This is a genomic window from Actinomycetota bacterium (assembly GCA_035759705.1).
In the GTDB taxonomy this organism is placed as follows: Bacteria; Actinomycetota; CADDZG01; order JAHWKV01; family JAHWKV01; genus JAJCYE01.
Map to the genome: position 1 here is coordinate 1 of DASTUJ010000212.1, position 15,206 is coordinate 15,206.

At 65.9% G+C, this 15,206-nt stretch carries 21 protein-coding genes and 2 tRNA genes; 16 read left to right on the forward strand and 7 right to left on the reverse strand.

Annotated features, from left to right (window positions below; all coding sequences use genetic code 11):
- Window positions 1-14 precede the first annotated feature (14 nt).
- The 12 genes from VFV09_14900 (at window position 15) to def (ending at window position 7,078) form a co-directional block, all read left to right on the forward strand.
- Entirely contained in the window at window positions 15-890 is an 876-nt protein-coding gene (locus VFV09_14900) for a hypothetical protein (protein HEU4869000.1), read from the forward strand.
- Between the two features lie 192 nt (window positions 891-1,082).
- A complete protein-coding gene (locus VFV09_14905) occupies window positions 1,083-1,790 on the forward strand; it encodes a hypothetical protein (protein ID HEU4869001.1) in 708 nt (235 codons plus the stop codon).
- Window positions 1,791-1,910: 120 nt separating this feature from the next.
- Window positions 1,911-1,981: transfer RNA gene (locus VFV09_14910), tRNA-Cys, on the forward strand.
- Between the two features lie 212 nt (window positions 1,982-2,193).
- Entirely contained in the window at window positions 2,194-3,066 is an 873-nt protein-coding gene (locus VFV09_14915) for a hypothetical protein (protein ID HEU4869002.1), read from the forward strand.
- 40 nt (window positions 3,067-3,106) lie between these two features.
- Window positions 3,107-3,181 (forward strand) — tRNA-Val (locus VFV09_14920).
- A gap of 125 nt (window positions 3,182-3,306) precedes the next feature.
- On the forward strand, window positions 3,307-3,474 hold the full coding sequence (locus VFV09_14925) for a PspC domain-containing protein (GenBank protein ID HEU4869003.1): 168 nt from the start codon (window positions 3,307-3,309) through the stop codon (window positions 3,472-3,474).
- Between the two features lie 42 nt (window positions 3,475-3,516).
- Entirely contained in the window at window positions 3,517-4,290 is a 774-nt protein-coding gene (locus VFV09_14930) for a metalloregulator ArsR/SmtB family transcription factor (protein ID HEU4869004.1), read from the forward strand.
- The gene (locus tag VFV09_14935) at window positions 4,280-4,663 is read left to right on the forward strand and encodes a VOC family protein (protein ID HEU4869005.1); all 384 of its coding nucleotides are present in this window, start codon (window positions 4,280-4,282) and stop codon (window positions 4,661-4,663) included. The genes VFV09_14930 and VFV09_14935 overlap by 11 nt, the downstream gene beginning before the upstream one ends.
- A gap of 5 nt (window positions 4,664-4,668) precedes the next feature.
- Window positions 4,669-5,031, forward strand: a complete 363-nt coding sequence (locus VFV09_14940; protein ID HEU4869006.1) for a VOC family protein — start codon at window positions 4,669-4,671, stop codon at window positions 5,029-5,031.
- A gap of 76 nt (window positions 5,032-5,107) precedes the next feature.
- Window positions 5,108-6,037: an NAD(P)/FAD-dependent oxidoreductase gene (locus VFV09_14945; GenBank protein ID HEU4869007.1), complete on the forward strand. Its 930-nt coding sequence runs from the start codon at window positions 5,108-5,110 to the stop codon at window positions 6,035-6,037.
- A gap of 22 nt (window positions 6,038-6,059) precedes the next feature.
- Window positions 6,060-6,584 (forward strand): ACT domain-containing protein, encoded by a 525-nt coding sequence (locus VFV09_14950; protein ID HEU4869008.1) that lies wholly within the window; start codon window positions 6,060-6,062, stop codon window positions 6,582-6,584.
- Window positions 6,584-7,078: a peptide deformylase gene (def, locus tag VFV09_14955; protein HEU4869009.1), complete on the forward strand. Its 495-nt coding sequence runs from the start codon at window positions 6,584-6,586 to the stop codon at window positions 7,076-7,078. The genes VFV09_14950 and def overlap by 1 nt, the downstream gene beginning before the upstream one ends.
- On the opposite strand, the gene VFV09_14960 is transcribed toward def, so the two are convergent.
- The 5 genes from VFV09_14960 to VFV09_14980 all read right to left on the reverse strand — a co-directional run bounded on the left by VFV09_14960 (window position 7,075) and on the right by VFV09_14980 (window position 11,054).
- Window positions 7,075-7,548, reverse strand: coding sequence for a DUF3565 domain-containing protein (locus VFV09_14960; protein ID HEU4869010.1), 474 nt, complete (start codon window positions 7,546-7,548; stop codon window positions 7,075-7,077). The two genes, def and VFV09_14960, sit on opposite strands and share 4 nt — an antisense overlap.
- On the reverse strand, window positions 7,545-8,588 hold the full coding sequence (locus VFV09_14965; protein HEU4869011.1) for an NAD(P)-dependent alcohol dehydrogenase: 1,044 nt from the start codon (window positions 8,586-8,588) through the stop codon (window positions 7,545-7,547). The genes VFV09_14960 and VFV09_14965 overlap by 4 nt, the downstream gene beginning before the upstream one ends.
- Window positions 8,589-8,715: 127 nt before the next feature.
- Window positions 8,716-9,372, reverse strand: a complete 657-nt coding sequence (locus VFV09_14970; GenBank protein HEU4869012.1) for a DUF4386 family protein — start codon at window positions 9,370-9,372, stop codon at window positions 8,716-8,718.
- 88 nt (window positions 9,373-9,460) lie between these two features.
- Window positions 9,461-10,177 carry a DUF4386 family protein gene (locus VFV09_14975; protein HEU4869013.1) on the reverse strand — a complete coding sequence of 239 codons (717 nt, stop codon included), beginning with the start codon at window positions 10,175-10,177 and terminating at the stop codon, window positions 9,461-9,463.
- Between the two features lie 10 nt (window positions 10,178-10,187).
- Window positions 10,188-11,054, reverse strand: a complete 867-nt coding sequence (locus VFV09_14980) for an SDR family oxidoreductase (GenBank protein HEU4869014.1) — start codon at window positions 11,052-11,054, stop codon at window positions 10,188-10,190.
- Window positions 11,055-11,133: 79 nt separating this feature from the next.
- Between VFV09_14980 and VFV09_14985 the strand changes: the two genes are divergently transcribed.
- The 3 genes from VFV09_14985 to VFV09_14995 all read left to right on the forward strand — a co-directional run bounded on the left by VFV09_14985 (window position 11,134) and on the right by VFV09_14995 (window position 13,477).
- A complete protein-coding gene (locus VFV09_14985; protein ID HEU4869015.1) occupies window positions 11,134-11,811 on the forward strand; it encodes a TetR/AcrR family transcriptional regulator in 678 nt (225 codons plus the stop codon).
- Window positions 11,812-11,845: 34 nt separating this feature from the next.
- Entirely contained in the window at window positions 11,846-12,982 is a 1,137-nt protein-coding gene (locus VFV09_14990; protein ID HEU4869016.1) for a hypothetical protein, read from the forward strand.
- Between the two features lie 147 nt (window positions 12,983-13,129).
- On the forward strand, window positions 13,130-13,477 hold the full coding sequence (locus tag VFV09_14995; protein HEU4869017.1) for a hypothetical protein: 348 nt from the start codon (window positions 13,130-13,132) through the stop codon (window positions 13,475-13,477).
- Here the strand turns inward: VFV09_14995 and VFV09_15000 are convergent, their stop codons facing one another.
- Window positions 13,478-13,687 (reverse strand): hypothetical protein, encoded by a 210-nt coding sequence (locus tag VFV09_15000; GenBank protein HEU4869018.1) that lies wholly within the window; start codon window positions 13,685-13,687, stop codon window positions 13,478-13,480.
- Window positions 13,688-13,727: 40 nt separating this feature from the next.
- Between VFV09_15000 and VFV09_15005 the strand changes: the two genes are divergently transcribed.
- The gene (locus VFV09_15005) at window positions 13,728-14,729 is read left to right on the forward strand and encodes an AIR synthase related protein (protein ID HEU4869019.1); all 1,002 of its coding nucleotides are present in this window, start codon (window positions 13,728-13,730) and stop codon (window positions 14,727-14,729) included.
- On the opposite strand, the gene VFV09_15010 is transcribed toward VFV09_15005, so the two are convergent.
- On the reverse strand, window positions 14,668-15,206 hold a 539-nt coding region (locus VFV09_15010), incomplete at its 5' end, for an MSMEG_0567/Sll0786 family nitrogen starvation N-acetyltransferase (GenBank protein ID HEU4869020.1). The two genes, VFV09_15005 and VFV09_15010, sit on opposite strands and share 62 nt — an antisense overlap.

The window sequence follows — 15,206 nt, forward strand, 5'->3', positions numbered from 1 at the left end:
AAGGGAGGAATGTAGTGGAGGAAGTAGATCTCGACACCCTGGTTCTCGAGCGGGGTAGGCACGCCTATCAAGAGCAGGGGATGAACGTTCTCGAGGCGGTTTCGGCAATATCGCCCAACGAAAAGTTCAACGACAACCCCAGGTCGGTGAGCCCCGTGATCTCCGCCTTCCTAAAGGAGTGGAACGACGACCTGGAGGACGAGCCGCGCCAGAAGCTGAAGGCCTTCATCCCCCGCATAGCGAACTCCATCCTGACCGAGGACGTCGAGGAGTTCCGGGCGTGGACCGCCGTCGACTGGCTGGTCCGGGTACAGGCGCCGGCGTGGCTGGGGGCCGCAGGGCTAGACGAGTTCGCCGAGGCGCTCGGCGAGCAGGAGCCGGTGGTGTTTCCCGACCAGGCCCGAGCGGTTCAAAAGATTCTGGATGAGGCTGCAGCCTACGCAAATGTGGGCGCCAAGGATCTCTCCCGCGAGTGGGGGGAAAAAGGCGAGGAGGCATGGGCGCAGGTCGGCCCGAAGTCCTGGGAGGCCGCCGGCACCGGTGTGAAGATGGCGGTGCGGAGGGCAACCAGCACCGGGCAGAAGCCCGCATCGGCAGCCGCAGGCTACGGCCTTCGGTACGCCGCCCGCGACGCCGCGGTGGAGGTGGCCTGCGACGCCGCTTGGGATGCAGCGTTTATTATCGCCTGGAAGGCGGCCCTTCCTATCGGCGGGTTCAAGACGGGCGAGGCAAGCGCCGCGGCAGCCGAAGCTCTGGCTCCGATCTCCGCTGCCGTCGAGGAGATGCAGTTCCATCTGCTGGATAAACTGCTGAGCACCCGCAAGGTGCCGGAGCAGTACAAGTCGGTGGATTACGAAGGTCAAGAGAAACGCAAGTCGAAAGACTTTTAGGGGGAACTTTGGTCAAGCTCATCAAGTGGACTGCTATCGGCTGGCTGGTATGGTGCGGCTGGCTCGTTTTTCGGGACAACGTCTGGGCGACCTACAAGCCCGGTTAGGCCTTTGCCGGCTGTTTCGGCTTGTAGCGGGAGCAGTGGAAACAACAGAAAAAAGTTGCCCTGCTTTTAACATTAAGCGGTCAGAATGAGCCGGATGCTGTTCACCCTGCGAATCACCATTCCCGACCGGCCTGGAACCCTGGGTTCCGTGGCGACCGCGTTCGGTAAAGGCGGCGCCAACATTCTCACGCTCGACGTCGTGGACAACGAGTCCGGCGTCGCGGTCGACGACCTGCTGGTCGAGGCGCCCGAGGGCATGCAGAGAGCCCTTCAGATTGCCACCCAGCTGGTGCCCGGCCTCGTGGTCGAGGAGGTGCGCCCCGTAGAGGCGTTCCAGGACCTCATGTCGCCGCTGGAGCTTGCCGCCGCCCTGTCCGAAGCCCAGCACCAGAGAAGTGTTCTGGACACTCTGGTCGAACGCCTGCCCGAGGCCCTGCGCTCCGATTGGTGTGTCGTCCTTTCGGCAGGGCAGCCCGAGGTTAACGTGATCGCATCGAGCCTGGGGGCTCCGTCCCTGGCGGGAGTCCAGTCGAACTGGCTGCCGATCGACCGAGCCCGCCGCCTGCCTCCGGCCTCGTGGATGCCCTCATCGTGGACCGCCGGCCCCGCCGCGCGGGACGGACTGGGTAAGTTCGAGCTCGCTGCGGCGCCGGTGTTCGATTCGTCGACAGTTGCGTTGATCGGCCGGCGCAAGGGACCCCAGTATCGAAATTCCGAGTTGGTGGAGTTCGGGCTGGTGACCCGCATAGCCAGCTCGTCGCAGTCGGCCATCCAGCTCGACCCCGCTTCTTAACGGGCCTTCCAGACGGTCCCGGCGGGCAATCCGGTTTAAGCTAGAGCTTCAGTCGGGGGTCGAGCGCCATCCGGTCGCGTGCAAGCGCCGAATGCGGGTTTAACCGGCTGGGCAACATCTGGCGGCGTGGCCGAGTGGCTAGGCACCGGTCTGCAAAACCGTTCACTCCAGTTCAATTCTGGACGCCGCCTCTACAAAAAGGGTTCTCCGCCCGGCGCGAGCCGAGGGGAGGACCCTTTTGTCGTTCGGATGGGAGGCCGGGCCGCCTGGCCGGGGGGCTCGGGCTACTGCCATTACCCCTGCGCAATATAGGATCAGATGAACGGACTCAAAGGCGGCGAGTTCTACGCGAGCCGTGCGGACCCCCGAGCCCGACGAAATTTCGAAAGGAGAGCGACCCCCGATGGAGGATGACGAGCGGACCACTGCACCTGCTCCGGACGAGCCGATGGACGTCCCCGCCCCTGCTCCGACCGAGGCGAACGACGCTCCCGTCGAGGCGCCGGCAGAGGCTTCGAGTGCCGACATGTTCCCTCCGGACGACACCGTGATGGTTACCGACGGCAGCGACGTGGTGGTCGACAACACCAGCGACGTGGTGGTCGACGAGCCTGCCTCAGCGCCCCCCGCGGCGGCGGCGACCGCTACCGGAACGAGGCCCCCGGTGAAGAAGCCCGCACTCAAGGGCCGCGGCGGCACGGCGGGAATCTTCGCCGGCGTCGCAATCATCGCCCCGGTCCTCATCCGTGAGCTTGCCCTCGGCAGCGAGCCGTTCCTCCTTCTTCCGGTTTCGATGATCGCTCTGGCCGTAGCTCTGTCCGGGTTCCGGGTCGCTCAGGGCGGCCGGGACGGCACGCTGGGCCGGTTCGGACTCATCGTCGCCGTGGTGGGCGCTTTGATCCTCACGGTGATGTTCTCGATCATGGCGTACAACGACCTGGTGCTGAACACCCGGCTGCAGAGCGGAGCGGGGATCATCCAGTTCGGGTTCTATGCACTGCTGGCGGGAATCTTGATGTTCGGAGCGGCCACGCTGGTAGCCGGCGTCATCACCCGTGGGCCGACCCTGCTCATGATGGTGAGCCTGGTGGTCGGACTGCTCCTGGACATGATCGGGGCCTTCCCGGGGCTCAGGTTCCGGTGGGGGCCGGAGATCGTGCTCGGCCAGGGGATGCACTACGGTTTGAAGATCTTCGGCCTGTCGCTGATTTGGCTGGGATACTCCATACTCAAAGACACCAAGGCCAAAGCCGCCGCAGTAGTCAGCGAGGCTTGAGAAGCACCGGTCCCCAATCGGTGCGAAGGTAGATGTACACGGGCGTATAGCTCAGGGGGAGAGCGCTTCCTTGACACGGAAGAGGTCCGAGGTTCAAATCCTCGTACGCCCACCAGTTTCCGTGTCGACTCTCAAGCCCGCCTAAGAGCGGAGCCGCCGGGGGCCCCCATCCACCGGGACTGGGCGGGAAGCGCATAGTGGAGTCACTGCCCACCGAAGCGAGGAGGCACCATGGCCAGGATGACCAGATCACGAGATCACAGGATGATTGCCGGAGTCTGCGGCGGGTTAGCCGACCATTTCGGCTGGAGCATCGGCCTCGTTCGGTTTCTATTTGTTTTGTTCGGCTTGTTCGGCGCCGGCGAGATCGCCTATATCGTGCTCTGGATCGTCATGCCCAAGGCCTAGAACTGCCAATACATCAATCTGAATTGATGTATTGTAGAGCCTGTGGAAACGACCTCAGAGGCTCACCAGTTCCTAAGGGTCATTGCCGACCCCCACCGCTGGGCGATCGTTTCCCAGCTCGCGCTGAGCGACCGGCGGGTCGGCGAGCTGACAGAGATGGTCGGCCGTCCCCAGAACCTCGTTTCCTATCACCTGCGTGAGCTCCGCGACGCCGGGTTGGTGTCGTCCCGCCGCAGCTCTCTCGACGGCCGAGACACCTACTACCGGCTGGACCTGAACCGCTGCGCCACGCTTTTCGCCGGGAGCGCAGCGGCACTGCACCCGGCGCTGCGGCTCGTTCCTGATCCCGTGGCGCGGCAGCGCCGGGGCCGAACACCCAAGGTGCTGTTCCTCTGCACCGGCAACAGCGCTCGCTCCCAGATGGCCGCGGCGCTGCTCGAGCACCGAACCGGCCACGCCGTCCAGGCGCAGAGTGCCGGAAGCCACCCCAAGGCCCTGCACCCGAATGCGGTGCGCGTGATGGCCGAGCGGGGCATCGACATCTCCGGCAACACGACCAGACACCTGTCCGAATACGCCCGGAGCCGCTTCGACTACGTGGTCACGTTGTGCGACAGGGTCCGTGAGGTCTGCCCCGAGTTCCCCGGCGGCCCCCCCAGGGCCCACTGGAGCATGCCCGACCCCGCCGCCGAAGGCTCCAAGGACGAGGAGAGCTACCAGGCCTTCGTCCGGACGGCCGAGGACCTGGACGTCCGGGTCGACCACCTGATCGCCCAACTGTTCGCATCCCAAGGAGGTTCCGCCCATGCCCGATGAAGCCACCGTCAACGTGCGTTACATGGTCGACGACGTCGCCGCCGCGATCGACTTTTACACCACCCACCTCGGCTTTTCCGTGCTGACCTCGAGGCTGCCGGCGTTCGCAGACGTCGAGCGCGGCAACCTGCGGCTGCTGCTCAGCGGGCCGAAGAGCTCGGCCGGCCGGCCCATGTCCGACGGCGAAGTGCCCGGGCCGGGCGGCTGGAACCGCATCCACTTCGTGGTGGAGGACCTAGAGGGGGAGATCGCCCGGTTGCAGTCGGCAGGTGTGCCGTTCCGCAACGAGGTTGTCACCGGCCCGGGCGGCGCCCAGGTGCTCGTCGTCGACCCCGCCGGCAATCTGGTCGAGCTCTTCCAGCCTGCCCGGTGAGTTCGATGTTCGAATCTGCCTTCCCGATCATCTCCACACCGGACATTTCGAGGTCCCTCTCCTTCTACCGCGACCTTTTGGGCGGCGTGGTTGCGTACCAGTTCCCGCCCGAGGGTGACGCGGTCTACGTGGGCCTCGACATCGGCTCGTCGCACCTGGGCATTGGGCAGGACGCGAACCTCAGCGACGACCGCTCCGCCCAGCGGTTCTCGGTCTGGGTTTACGCCTCGGACTGCGACGCGGCAGTCGAGTTGCTTCGTTCCGCCGGCACGCCGGTTCTGGAGGAGCCGGCCGATCAGCCGTGGGGGGAACGGGTGGCAAAGGTAGGCGACCCGGACGGCAACGTGGTCATCATCGGTTCCCGCTGAGCGAGCAGCCGGCGGCGAACGCGCCCCGGGGATTAATCGCTATAATGAGAATGATTCCTAATAGGAGGTTCTCGTGATGTCCGCAGACAGCGTTTGGGATTGCATCGTGGTGGGTGGAGGGGCGGCCGGTTTGAGCGGCGCGCTGGTATTGGGAAGGGCCCGGAAAAAGACGCTTCTGGTGGATGCGGGTCGTCAAAGCAACCTCCCTGCTCACGGCGTCGGGGGACTTCTGGGTCACGATGGCCGCCCGCCGCACGAGCTCTACGCCGCCGGCCGAAAGGAGCTGGCCGAATACCCGACAGTCGAGCTTCGAGAGGGAGAGGTGGTCGGCGGTGAGGTTGTCGACGGGCTATTCCGGCTCGAGATGGCCAACGGGTCCGCCGAGGTCGCCAAACGGGTCCTGCTCGCCACCGGCATGGACTACCGCTACGCGGACGTGCCGGGCATCGAAGCTTTGTGGGGACGTTCGGTCTTCCACTGCCCCTTCTGCCACGGCTGGGAGGTCCGGGACCTGACGCTGGGTGTCCTGGACGCCGGGCCAATGGCAGTGCACCGAGCCCTGCTGCTGCGGGCCTGGAGTGACGACGTCACCCTGCTCACCGGTGGGCCGGCCGAACTCCAGAGCGCGGATCGCGAGAGCCTGAAGGCCGCAGGAGTGGCGGTCGACGAGAGGCCCCTGGCCCGGCTGATCGCAGAGGGCCACGACCTGACTGCGGTTGAGTTCGAGTCCGGCGCCGTCGAGCCCTATGCCGGTTTGCTGGTCGGTGTCACCATGCACCAGCGGTCTGCCCTGGCCGCACAACTCGGAGCGAAGTTCGCTCCGGCGAACCCGCAGACGGCCGACGCAGTCGAGGTCGACCAGATGCTGCAAACGACGGTCCCGGGTATGTTCGCCGCCGGCGACGTCATTCCCGGCATGCCTTCGCTCGCCAACTCCATCTCCTCCGGCTCCCGTGCCGCTGCCGCGATAGTCGGCAGCCTGGTCATGGAGGGGTTCGGCGCCTGACCTACCGGCGTAGGATCGAACAATGCACCAGCTGAGCATGGCTGCCATCGGGCGGGACCGCCCGGGGATCGTCGCCGCCGTCACCAAAGTGCTGTTCGAGCAGGGCTGCAACCTGGCCGACTGCTCGATGACGGTCCTGAGCGGCCAGTTCGCGATGATTCTGCTCCTGGACGCCGCCGACACCCTGACGATCGAGGGCCTCGACGCGGCGTTGGAGCCGGTCCGTGCCGAGCTGGGGCTCTCGATTCTGGTCTCCGAGGGTGAGGCTGCGCCCGCTAAGCTGCCCGAACGTCCGTACGTGATCTCTCTCTACGGCGCCGACCACCCCGGGATCGTCTACCGGGTGGCCGCCAAGCTGGCGTCGATGCAGGTCAACGTCACCGACCTCATGAGCCGGATCGTCGGGGACGGCATCTACACGGTGGTACTGGACGTCGACCTTCCCGAAGGCCAGGACGCCCAGGCGTTGTCGCAGGAACTTAGCGAGATCGCCGGCGAGGTGGGGGTGGACCTTAGTTTCCGGCAGGCGGAGATCGACCCGCTGTAGTGATTCGCCCGGTCCTCAAATACCCGCACCCGTCCCTCAGGACGCCGGCAGTCGAGGTGACCGAGTTCGACGAGTCGGTACTGGAGGTCGCCCGGGACCTGGTCGACACCATGCGTTCTCACGAAAAATGCGTCGGGCTGGCGGCGCCGCAGATCGGCATCTCGCTCCGGATGATCGCCGTCGACGTCAGCGAGCACCCGAAGACGACCGCCTCGCACGGCCTGGTGGTGATGGTAAACCCGGTGGTCGTAGCCAGCGCGGGGAGGGAGGTCGGCCGCGAGGGGTGCCTGTCGCTTCCCGACATAACCGCAAACGTCGCCCGGGCCAAGCGGATCCAGTTCGAGGCGTCGTTTCCGGACGGGGAGCCCTTCCGATCGGTTAGCCCCGGATTCGAGGCGAGGGCGATCCTCCACGAGGTCGACCACCTGGACGGGATCCTCATCCTCGACCGGGTGGCTTCCCCGGCGGAGGTATTCGCCAGGCGGTCCCGCTAGGCCTTCCGGCCCAGGAACTGCAGCTCAAGGCGGACGGGTCCGGTGGGGACCAGCCGGTGCGGGGCGCCCGGCGGGATAGGCTGTTCCGACCCCTCCTCGAGGCGCCTGGTGAGCGGCGGGCTCATGGTCTCCTGCTCGAACTGAAAGTCGACCGCACCCTCGGTGACCCGAAGCAGGCCCCACCGGCCCTCGGGGGTCCGGTGGGCGTTCAGAAGGCCGCCCGGAAGCGAATCCCGGTCCCAGGGGCCGGCGCTCCCCACCGGCGTCAGCCCTTCCGGAAGCTCCGCCCGGTCGCAGAGAGGACACTCTATAGGGGACCCGACGTGCGCCTCCCGGCCCTCGGGATCCAGCACCCAGGCCGCCTCCCGGAACGGGGGCTCGTGGCGGATGTGCCGGTTGTGGAAGCACGACATCTCCGCCGCCCAGTCGCCGGCGTCGTCCTGGTGGAAGCCCGTGATCGACCGGATCACTGCGAACTTTCGACGTCGATGACAACCTTGCCTTTGGCTTTGCCGTCCTGGACGTACTGGACGGCTGCCGCCGCCTCGGCCAGGGGGTAGGTCCGGTCGACGGCCGGCGTGACCCTGCCCGCCTCGATGAGCTCGGAGAGGGCGATCAGGTCGGCGGAGTTTTCGACCGACATCAGCGGCAGAAGCTTCTGCTTCGCAAAGGGCCCTACCAGGATCGACTTGAAGGTCCGGGTCAGGGCGTCGAACCACTTTCCCTCGGTCTCGCCGCCGACGATCACCAGCCTGCCGGCCGGCGTGAGGGCCCGGCGGAGTGCGGACAATTCGCTGTTGCCTCCGGTGTCGATGATCACATCGTAGCGGCCCGGCTCGTCGAGGAAGTCGCCCCGGCTGTAGTCGACCACGTGGTCCACCCCGAGCGCCCGAACCATCTCGGCCTTGGACGTGCTGCAGACCCCGGTGACCTCGGCTCCGGCAGCCCCGGCGATCTGAGCGACGAATGAGCCCACACCGCCCGATGCGCCGATGACCAGGACCTTTTCGCCCGGCTGGACGTCCGCCTTGCGCACGGCCTGCAGCGCGGTCACGCCGGATATCGGGGCGGTGGCGGCCTGCGCAAACGACAGGTTGGCGGGCTTGGGCGCCAGCCTCTTGGCCTGGACGGCGGCGTACTCGGCGAACGAGCCGCCGCAGGTCCCGTACACGGCGTCCCCGGGAGCAAAACCGGTCACGTCCTTGCCGACCGAATCGACGACCCCGGCCAGGCACCGGCCCGGGTTGGGGGACTTGGGTTTACGAAGCCCGAAACCTGCGGCCCGCATGGGGTAGGGGAGGCCCGACATCACGTGCCAGGTGCCGCGGTCGACGCTGGCGGCGGCCACCCGAACCAGGACCTCGTCGTCTTTGACGGCCGGGCGGGGCGTCTTGCCGAAGCGCAGCACATCGGCCGCCCGGGAGCCGTAGGTGTCCTGGATGATGGCGTTCATCGTGCCGGTGCCGGTGCCGGCGGAATCGGTCGTTCGGTCGGGCGAAGCAGTCTTCATTCCAGGTCTCCTTAGCCGTGGTCCTTACGTTGTAAGTAACAATACGCTTACATTGTAAGTAAGTCAACCCGGGGGACATAAAAGGAGCGCCCCTGCCAGTAGGGCAGGGGCGCTTGGAGCAGGTTGGTCAGCTGTGGGCTGCGGGCAGCCGGAATCCTTTGGCGAACAGCCAGATGGGCAGGACCACGAACTCGAAGAGTCCGCCCGGGACCAGTAGGACCATACCCGGGCCGTTGTTCATGTCCACGACCCCAAGGAGGTCGGCGACGGCTCCGGACAACAGTAGGGCGTATCCGGCGAAGCCCAGCACGGCGATGGGGCGGGGAACCAGCTTCCCGACATAGAGCAGGTAGTTCAGAACCAGTCCGCCGGCACCGGTCGGCAGGTAGATCCACAACATGTGGTTGGGGACCTCGCTCAGCCGGGTGATCAGGTAGACCGCGCCTGCGGCCGAAACGCTCAGCTCGACCACCCGCAACGCCGGGTACCACGCCGCAAGTTTGGCGTTGACCAGCTTCAGGATCGGGTACATCAAAAAGCCGATGCCAGTTACCGCAATACCGGAGGCAGTCATCAAGAGTGCGCCGACCCGGGCCGAAGCAGCACCGGCGCCGCCTGCGACAAAGGTGTCGATCATGGAGATGCCGACCATTGCGGTGAGCATCTGAACCAGGAACAGCAGTCCCACGTAGACCGCTGTTCGTCGGGCCGGGCTCTTGAGGCCCGATTCGGCGGGACCAACTCTTGGGAACGGGATCGAACGATCGAGCGATGCTGCTTTCATGACCGGACTCCTTTGGCGTGGTGACTTACAGCGTAAGTGAACGATACACTTACAACGTAAGTCTGTCAACCACGGGGCCGCTGGGATCCTAGGCTGCGGGCGTCGGGCCGGGGTTTGCCGGCAGCGGCTTCTCCCCGGTCATCAGCTTCACCGCCAGAATGACCACCCACACGCTCCAAACGACGTAGCCGACGAAGTTAGCCATGTCGGCGCCGGGCAGACCCAGTGGAATGAAGATCCCCAGGGCGATGAGAACGGCGGAGGCGTAACCGAGCAGCGTGAACCACTTTCGGCCCAGCGTGGGGCCAACCACGATAAGGACCGCCACGGTCCAGGCGGCGGTGAAGGCGTACCCGAGGGTTTCGCCGACGAATCCACCGAGGATACGGTGGGCGGCTTCGAATGACGCTAACGCGTCGGCCCTCTGCGCTGCGGTGGAGCCGGGGTCGGAGGCCCGGGCGGCGAAACCCGGGACCAGCAGGAACCAGCGGGAGAGGCCGATAACCTGAACGACGGCCGCGGCGATCCCGAGACGGGCAGACCAGCGTGCGGCGGCCCCGTCGTACTGGCGTGCAAGCAGAACGGCGGCCGGACCGAGAAGGGCTGCGCCAAGGGCAAGGATCGCGAACCAGGCCATGGTCGACGCTTTGGTGTCGAGGAACATCCGAAGGATCTCACCCGTTGGCTTTTGAAGGACGTCCGGGTAGTCGAAGCTCGTGCCCAAGCCGACGAACGCTGCGTTGGCGGCGACGGTAGCCCCGATAAAAATTGCGGCGGCAGTTCGTCGTTCCATGGTCTTGGTCACTGTTGTCTCCTTAGTTCAGGCCGGCGAGGCTGGCGCTCACCTCCCACAGTCGTGCTGCATCAGCTTCGTCGTAGCTGCGTTTTGAAGATCTGCGTGCTTTGCTGTTGGCGTAGAACTGCCCACTGCTTTCCGCGAGGCCTGGGAAAGAGGCCAGGTGGATCGAGGTTTCGGCGCCCTGCTGAGGCGACTTCATGAATGGCTTGACGAACGGGACCAGCATCCGCTGCGTCCTCCCGGGGTCATCCGCTCCGAACGAGGTCCGGACGACGCCCGGGTGCAGAGCGTTGGCAGTGACGCCGCTGCCCTTCAGCAGCCTGGCCAGCTCGTAGGTGAACAGGAGATTGGCAAGTTTGGACTGGTCGTAGGCGGTCGACCCGGAGTAGGACCGCTCGCCCTGGAGGTCGTCGAAGTCGATTCTCCCCATGGCCTGGGCGTTCGAGGAAACCGTGACCACCCGCGCAGGGCTGCTTTCCTTCAACCGGCCGAGCAGTAGGTTGGTCAGCAGGAAGGGCGCAAGGTGGTTCAGGGCAAACGTGTGCTCCAGCCCGTCGGCGGTCGAGTGCCGGGTGTTCCAGTAGCCTCCGGCGTTGTTGACCAGCACGTCGATCCGCTCGAGGCGTGCGAGCACCGCCGAAGCCAGGGCTCGAAGCTCGGTCTGCGACGACAGGTCGCCGACAAAGGTGTCCACCACCCCGTTCCCGGCAGCCTTGATCTCACCGGCGGCAGCCTCGGTGCGCGCCGGATCGCGTCCGATGATCGCAATATCCGCCCCCATGCGGGCAAGACCAACCGCCGTCGCCTTGCCTATCCCCGACGAGGCGCCGGTGATCAGCACTGTCTTGCCGGTCATCAACCGGTCGTTCGGAACGCTTGGCACGGGGCCTGCCTTCGGTAGTTTTCTTACGGCGTAAGTTACGATACGCTTACAGCGTAAGCTAGTCAAACAAAGGAGGCGTATGGCGCAAAGGACCGACACCGTTAGAAGCACCAGGGCCCCGCTGACCCGGGACCGGGTGCTTCAGGCTGCCGTCGACCTCGCCGATCAGAACGGCATTGAGTCCCTGACCATGCGCAAGCTCGGTGAGTCCCTCGGGGTCGAGGCGATGTCGCTCTACAACCACGTGGCCAACAAGGACGCCCTCCTTGACGGCATGATCGACATCGTATTCAGCGAGATCGAGTTCCCCGACACCGACTGGAAGACGGCCATGCGCCGGCGCGGGTACTCCGCCCGGGAGGTGCTGCGGGGTCACCGCTGGGCGATCGGGCTCATGGAGTCACGCCGGCAGCCCGGCCCGGCGACCCTCTCTCACCACGATGCGGTGATCGGCTGCCTGAGGAAGGGCGGCTTCTCGGTGGAGATGGCTGCGCACGGATTTTCGGTCCTGGACAGCTACATCTACGGCTTTGCGATGGAGGAGGCGGCTCTGCCGTTCGACAGTTCGAATGCGGATGAGACCGCGGCGCTGGTCGACATGATTCTGGCGGGGCTGCCGGAGGACCAGTACCCCCACCTAAGGGAGCTGACCGTGGAACATGTGCTCAAGCCCGGCTACGACTACGGCAAAGAGTTCGAGTTCGGGCTGGAGCTGATCCTGGACGGTCTCGAGGGGGCTTTGAAGCCCCAGTCTTGACCCGGTTTCGCCGGGCTGAAATCCTTCAGCCAACGTGAAAAGAGCTCCCACCGCCGGTCTGTTTCTGATCCTGGTTGCCGGTCTGGCCGGCGCCGCGGCAACCGCGGTTCACCTCGGATTGCCCGAACCGTCCGGCAGCTACCCGGTCGGCCGGACGAGCATGACCTGGGCGGACCCCTCCCGGCCCGAGACGCACACCGAGGACCCCTCGGACACCAGGGAGGTGCTTGCCACGATCTGGTTCCCCGCCGAGGAGGGCACCGGCAGCGGTTCCGAATACATCGAGACCGCCGAAGGACTGGTGTCCAGCGGGGAGATCTCCCGCCCTGCTGCAGCGGCTCTGCGTTTCGTCAGGGACCCCGCCCGGCCCGGCGCGAAGGTCTCTTCAGACCGGGAAACCTACCCCGTGGTGATCTTCTCTCCCGGCAACGCAACGAACGCCGGGTTCTACGCATCGATCGTCGAGGACCTGGCCAGCCACGGCTACATCGTCGTGGGCATTGACCACCCGTACCAGGTCGCTGCGGTGAAGCTTGCGGGCGGAGAGGTAGCGGTGTACGACAAAGCTGCCGAAAGGAGCCCCGCCGCCGGAAAGATCCGGGAGCGGGTTGCGGACATCCGCCTGGCGCTGGACCGCCTGGTCGAGTTGAACGCGGCGGGGGAGTCCGTGGGAGCGTCTCTGGACCTCAGCCGGGTCGGCATCATGGGTCACTCCAACGGAGGGATTGCGGCGGTCGAGGCGTGCAGGGCCGACGCCCGTCTCAGCGCATGCATGAACATCGACGGTCAGCTTGCCGGCGGCCCCTTCTCGTACGAGGAGCAGGCCGGGCCGCCCGAGCAGCCGTTCATGTACCTGACCAAGGAGCCGGAGATCCACCCCGTGCTGGCGGAGCGTTTTGAGGCCGGCGGCCCCGGGACCTTCCGGGTGGTTGTCCCGGCAGCGGCGCACGACCACTTCGGGGACGGCGCTCTTTTCAAGCCCACCTTCAACCCGTTTGCCCGCACTTCTGACAACGTGATAGAGGTGGCCAGGGGATTCAGCCGGGCTTTTTTCGACCACACGCTGCAGGGTGAGCCGGTGGGGGTTCTCGGAAAGCTGGCTGCTCCAACCGACGTGTTCGTCAACGTGTACCCACTCGCAGGAAAGCCCCAGCTGCCGAATTCGAGTTGAGCCCCGGGAGGTAGCCGCACCATCGCAACCATCGGGGCGGCGGGGATATACTCCCTTCGTTGCGAGCCACGGTTCGTTGTTTATTTCGGTCGGCCGAAAACTGCTTGCGCCCGCAGCGCAGCACCGAGTTTTGTAGGAGGAAGCCCATTGAACATCGAGGTGCGTCGACCCTTTCGTAAGGAAGATCGCAAGGCCCGTTTCCGGGCGACGTACCAGGTGACCGACGTGCCGGATCCCGGCTGCGTGCAGGTCTTGGTGACGCTGGCAACCCGCATTCAACTCTCTCAACAAATCTTGAAGGAAGGCGTCAAGTACACCGAGTCGGTGCTCGGAGAGTGCTCGAAGCTCCTGGTGAGGCGCTACGTCGAGAACGGGGGCCGGCTGGACCCCGGTTGCAGCATGGACCCGTCCGACGACCCTATCTTCCTGGACTACGGGGACTTCGACGACCTCGTCGCCGAGGCAGTTCGGCTCAACGACGAGACCGAGGAGTAGTTAGCCGGCGGCTTCGGCGGCCGCCATGCCGTCGCGCACCCTCTGCTCGAACAGGCTGAGGTCGACGTCGCCCACCGCTTGGACCAGGGTCCCCTCGCCCTCGAGGTGGGTGAACCGGACGGCATCTCCCTCCGAGGCCAGCTGAGCCTTGACGTGACCGATGGCCACGTCGCAAACCTGAACTTCCTTATCGCTGTGAAAAGTGCACATAAAAGGTCTCCTTCGGTCCGGGGTGCAAGGATGGGCTGCGATGAACGACTCCCTGGGTGAAGTAGCCGCCGCGTTTCGGGCCTCGGCGGCGTTGCGAGGCAAGGCCTCCATCGGTCTGGTCTCCGAGGTCTTCGGAGCCGCCGACTGGTTGCACGGCCCCGGGGACGACGCGGCCGTCGTCGAGTGCGGCGACGAGCGCATCCTGGTGGCCGGGGAGGCCATCTGGCCGCCGTTCGTGGAGGCGGACCCGTTCGGCGCCGGCATCGCATGCGTCGTGGCCAACGTCAACGACGTTGCGGCGATGGGAGGCAGAGCCCTGGCCCTGGTCGACCAGGTGGTGGCAACCGAGGAGGTTGCCCGCAGGGTCCTGGAGGGCATCCGCTTTGCAGCGGAGATTTACGGCCTTCCCGTCGTCGGGGGGCACCTGACGATATGGGGCGGAACACCATCGGTCTCCGCCTCTATAGTCGGCCGGGTGGCGAGGGCCCTGTCCGCGACCGAGGTTGCCGCCGGGCAGGAGTGCCTGGCGGCGTTCTGCCTCCAGGGCACGCTGCGAGAGGACTTCCCGTTTCTCTCGTCCATCACCGACCGGGGCGCCGACCTGGCGGGCGACGTCGCGGTTCCGGCCGAGCTGGCGGACGCCGGCCTGGTTGCGGCTGCCAAGGACGTCAGCATGGCCGGAACTCTCGGCTCCCTGGCGATGCTGTTGGAGCCCACCCGGTCCGGTGCCGTTGTAGATCTCGATCAAATTCCGATGCCGGACGGCGCGGAGCTTGCCCGCTGGGTCTCCGTGTTTCCGACCTACGGGTTTCTCCTGACCGCCGCAGCCGGGAAAGTCGCAGCGGTCCGGGCGGCGTTTCACGACCGGGGCCTCGCCTGCGAGCGGATCGGCACCATCGACCGGTCGGGCCTGTTGAAGGTGCGCCTGGACGGCGAGGAGGAGGTACTTATGGACCTGAACACCCAGAGCGTGACCGGCCTTAAAGGCCCGGTTCGGGCCGGGAGAGTGGAATCGCCATCTTCTGATGGAGGTGCCCTTTGAACTCCACCAGGTCGCCCTCGGGGTGCCAGCCCAGATAGCGGAAGAACACCACGTTCTGAGGCTGGATGTGGGCGATCATGACGTCCCCGCCCAGCTCCCCGGCGGTCTTGACGGCGAACCTTACGAGCTTGGCCCCCATCATCTTCCGGAACTCCGGCAGCACCGCCAGCCGGTCGCCCTTCCACAGGCCCGGCTCCTCCAGCGGGTAGAGCCGGACCGCCCCGGCGGCGACCCGGCCGTACAGCCCGAGGGCGTGGATGGTCGTGGACTTTTCGTCATGCTCGTCCCGGTCGGAGCCTTCGAAGAACTCCTGCTCGCCGACGAAGATCTGGTTGCGGATCTCCATGTGGATGGCAACCTCGTCGGGAGTTGACGCGGCTCGGACCGTCGACGCCAGACCGTCCCTCAGGGACGGCAGGGCGTCAGCTGACCTGGAGAATGGGGAGATTACGACGGGAGGAACCATTTGCCTCTTCA

Bases quoted from the DNA above. Each gene is read 5' to 3' on its own strand.
- VFV09_14905 (HEU4869001.1), top strand. From the start codon at position 1,083: ATGAGCCGGATGCTGTTCACCCTGCGAATCACCATTCCCGACCGGCCT.
- VFV09_14915 (HEU4869002.1), top strand. From the start codon at position 2,194: ATGGAGGATGACGAGCGGACCACTGCACCTGCTCCGGACGAGCCGATG.
- VFV09_14925 (HEU4869003.1), top strand. From the start codon at position 3,307: ATGACCAGATCACGAGATCACAGGATGATTGCCGGAGTCTGCGGCGGG.
- VFV09_14935 (HEU4869005.1), top strand. From the start codon at position 4,280: ATGCCCGATGAAGCCACCGTCAACGTGCGTTACATGGTCGACGACGTC.
- VFV09_14940 (HEU4869006.1), top strand. From the start codon at position 4,669: ATGTTCGAATCTGCCTTCCCGATCATCTCCACACCGGACATTTCGAGG.
- VFV09_14945 (HEU4869007.1), top strand. From the start codon at position 5,108: ATGTCCGCAGACAGCGTTTGGGATTGCATCGTGGTGGGTGGAGGGGCG.
- VFV09_14950 (HEU4869008.1), top strand. From the start codon at position 6,060: ATGCACCAGCTGAGCATGGCTGCCATCGGGCGGGACCGCCCGGGGATC.
- VFV09_14965 (HEU4869011.1), bottom strand. From the start codon at position 8,588: ATGAAGACTGCTTCGCCCGACCGAACGACCGATTCCGCCGGCACCGGC.
- VFV09_14970 (HEU4869012.1), bottom strand. From the start codon at position 9,372: ATGAAAGCAGCATCGCTCGATCGTTCGATCCCGTTCCCAAGAGTTGGT.
- VFV09_14985 (HEU4869015.1), top strand. From the start codon at position 11,134: ATGGCGCAAAGGACCGACACCGTTAGAAGCACCAGGGCCCCGCTGACC.
- VFV09_15000 (HEU4869018.1), bottom strand. From the start codon at position 13,687: ATGTGCACTTTTCACAGCGATAAGGAAGTTCAGGTTTGCGACGTGGCC.
- VFV09_15005 (HEU4869019.1), top strand. From the start codon at position 13,728: ATGAACGACTCCCTGGGTGAAGTAGCCGCCGCGTTTCGGGCCTCGGCG.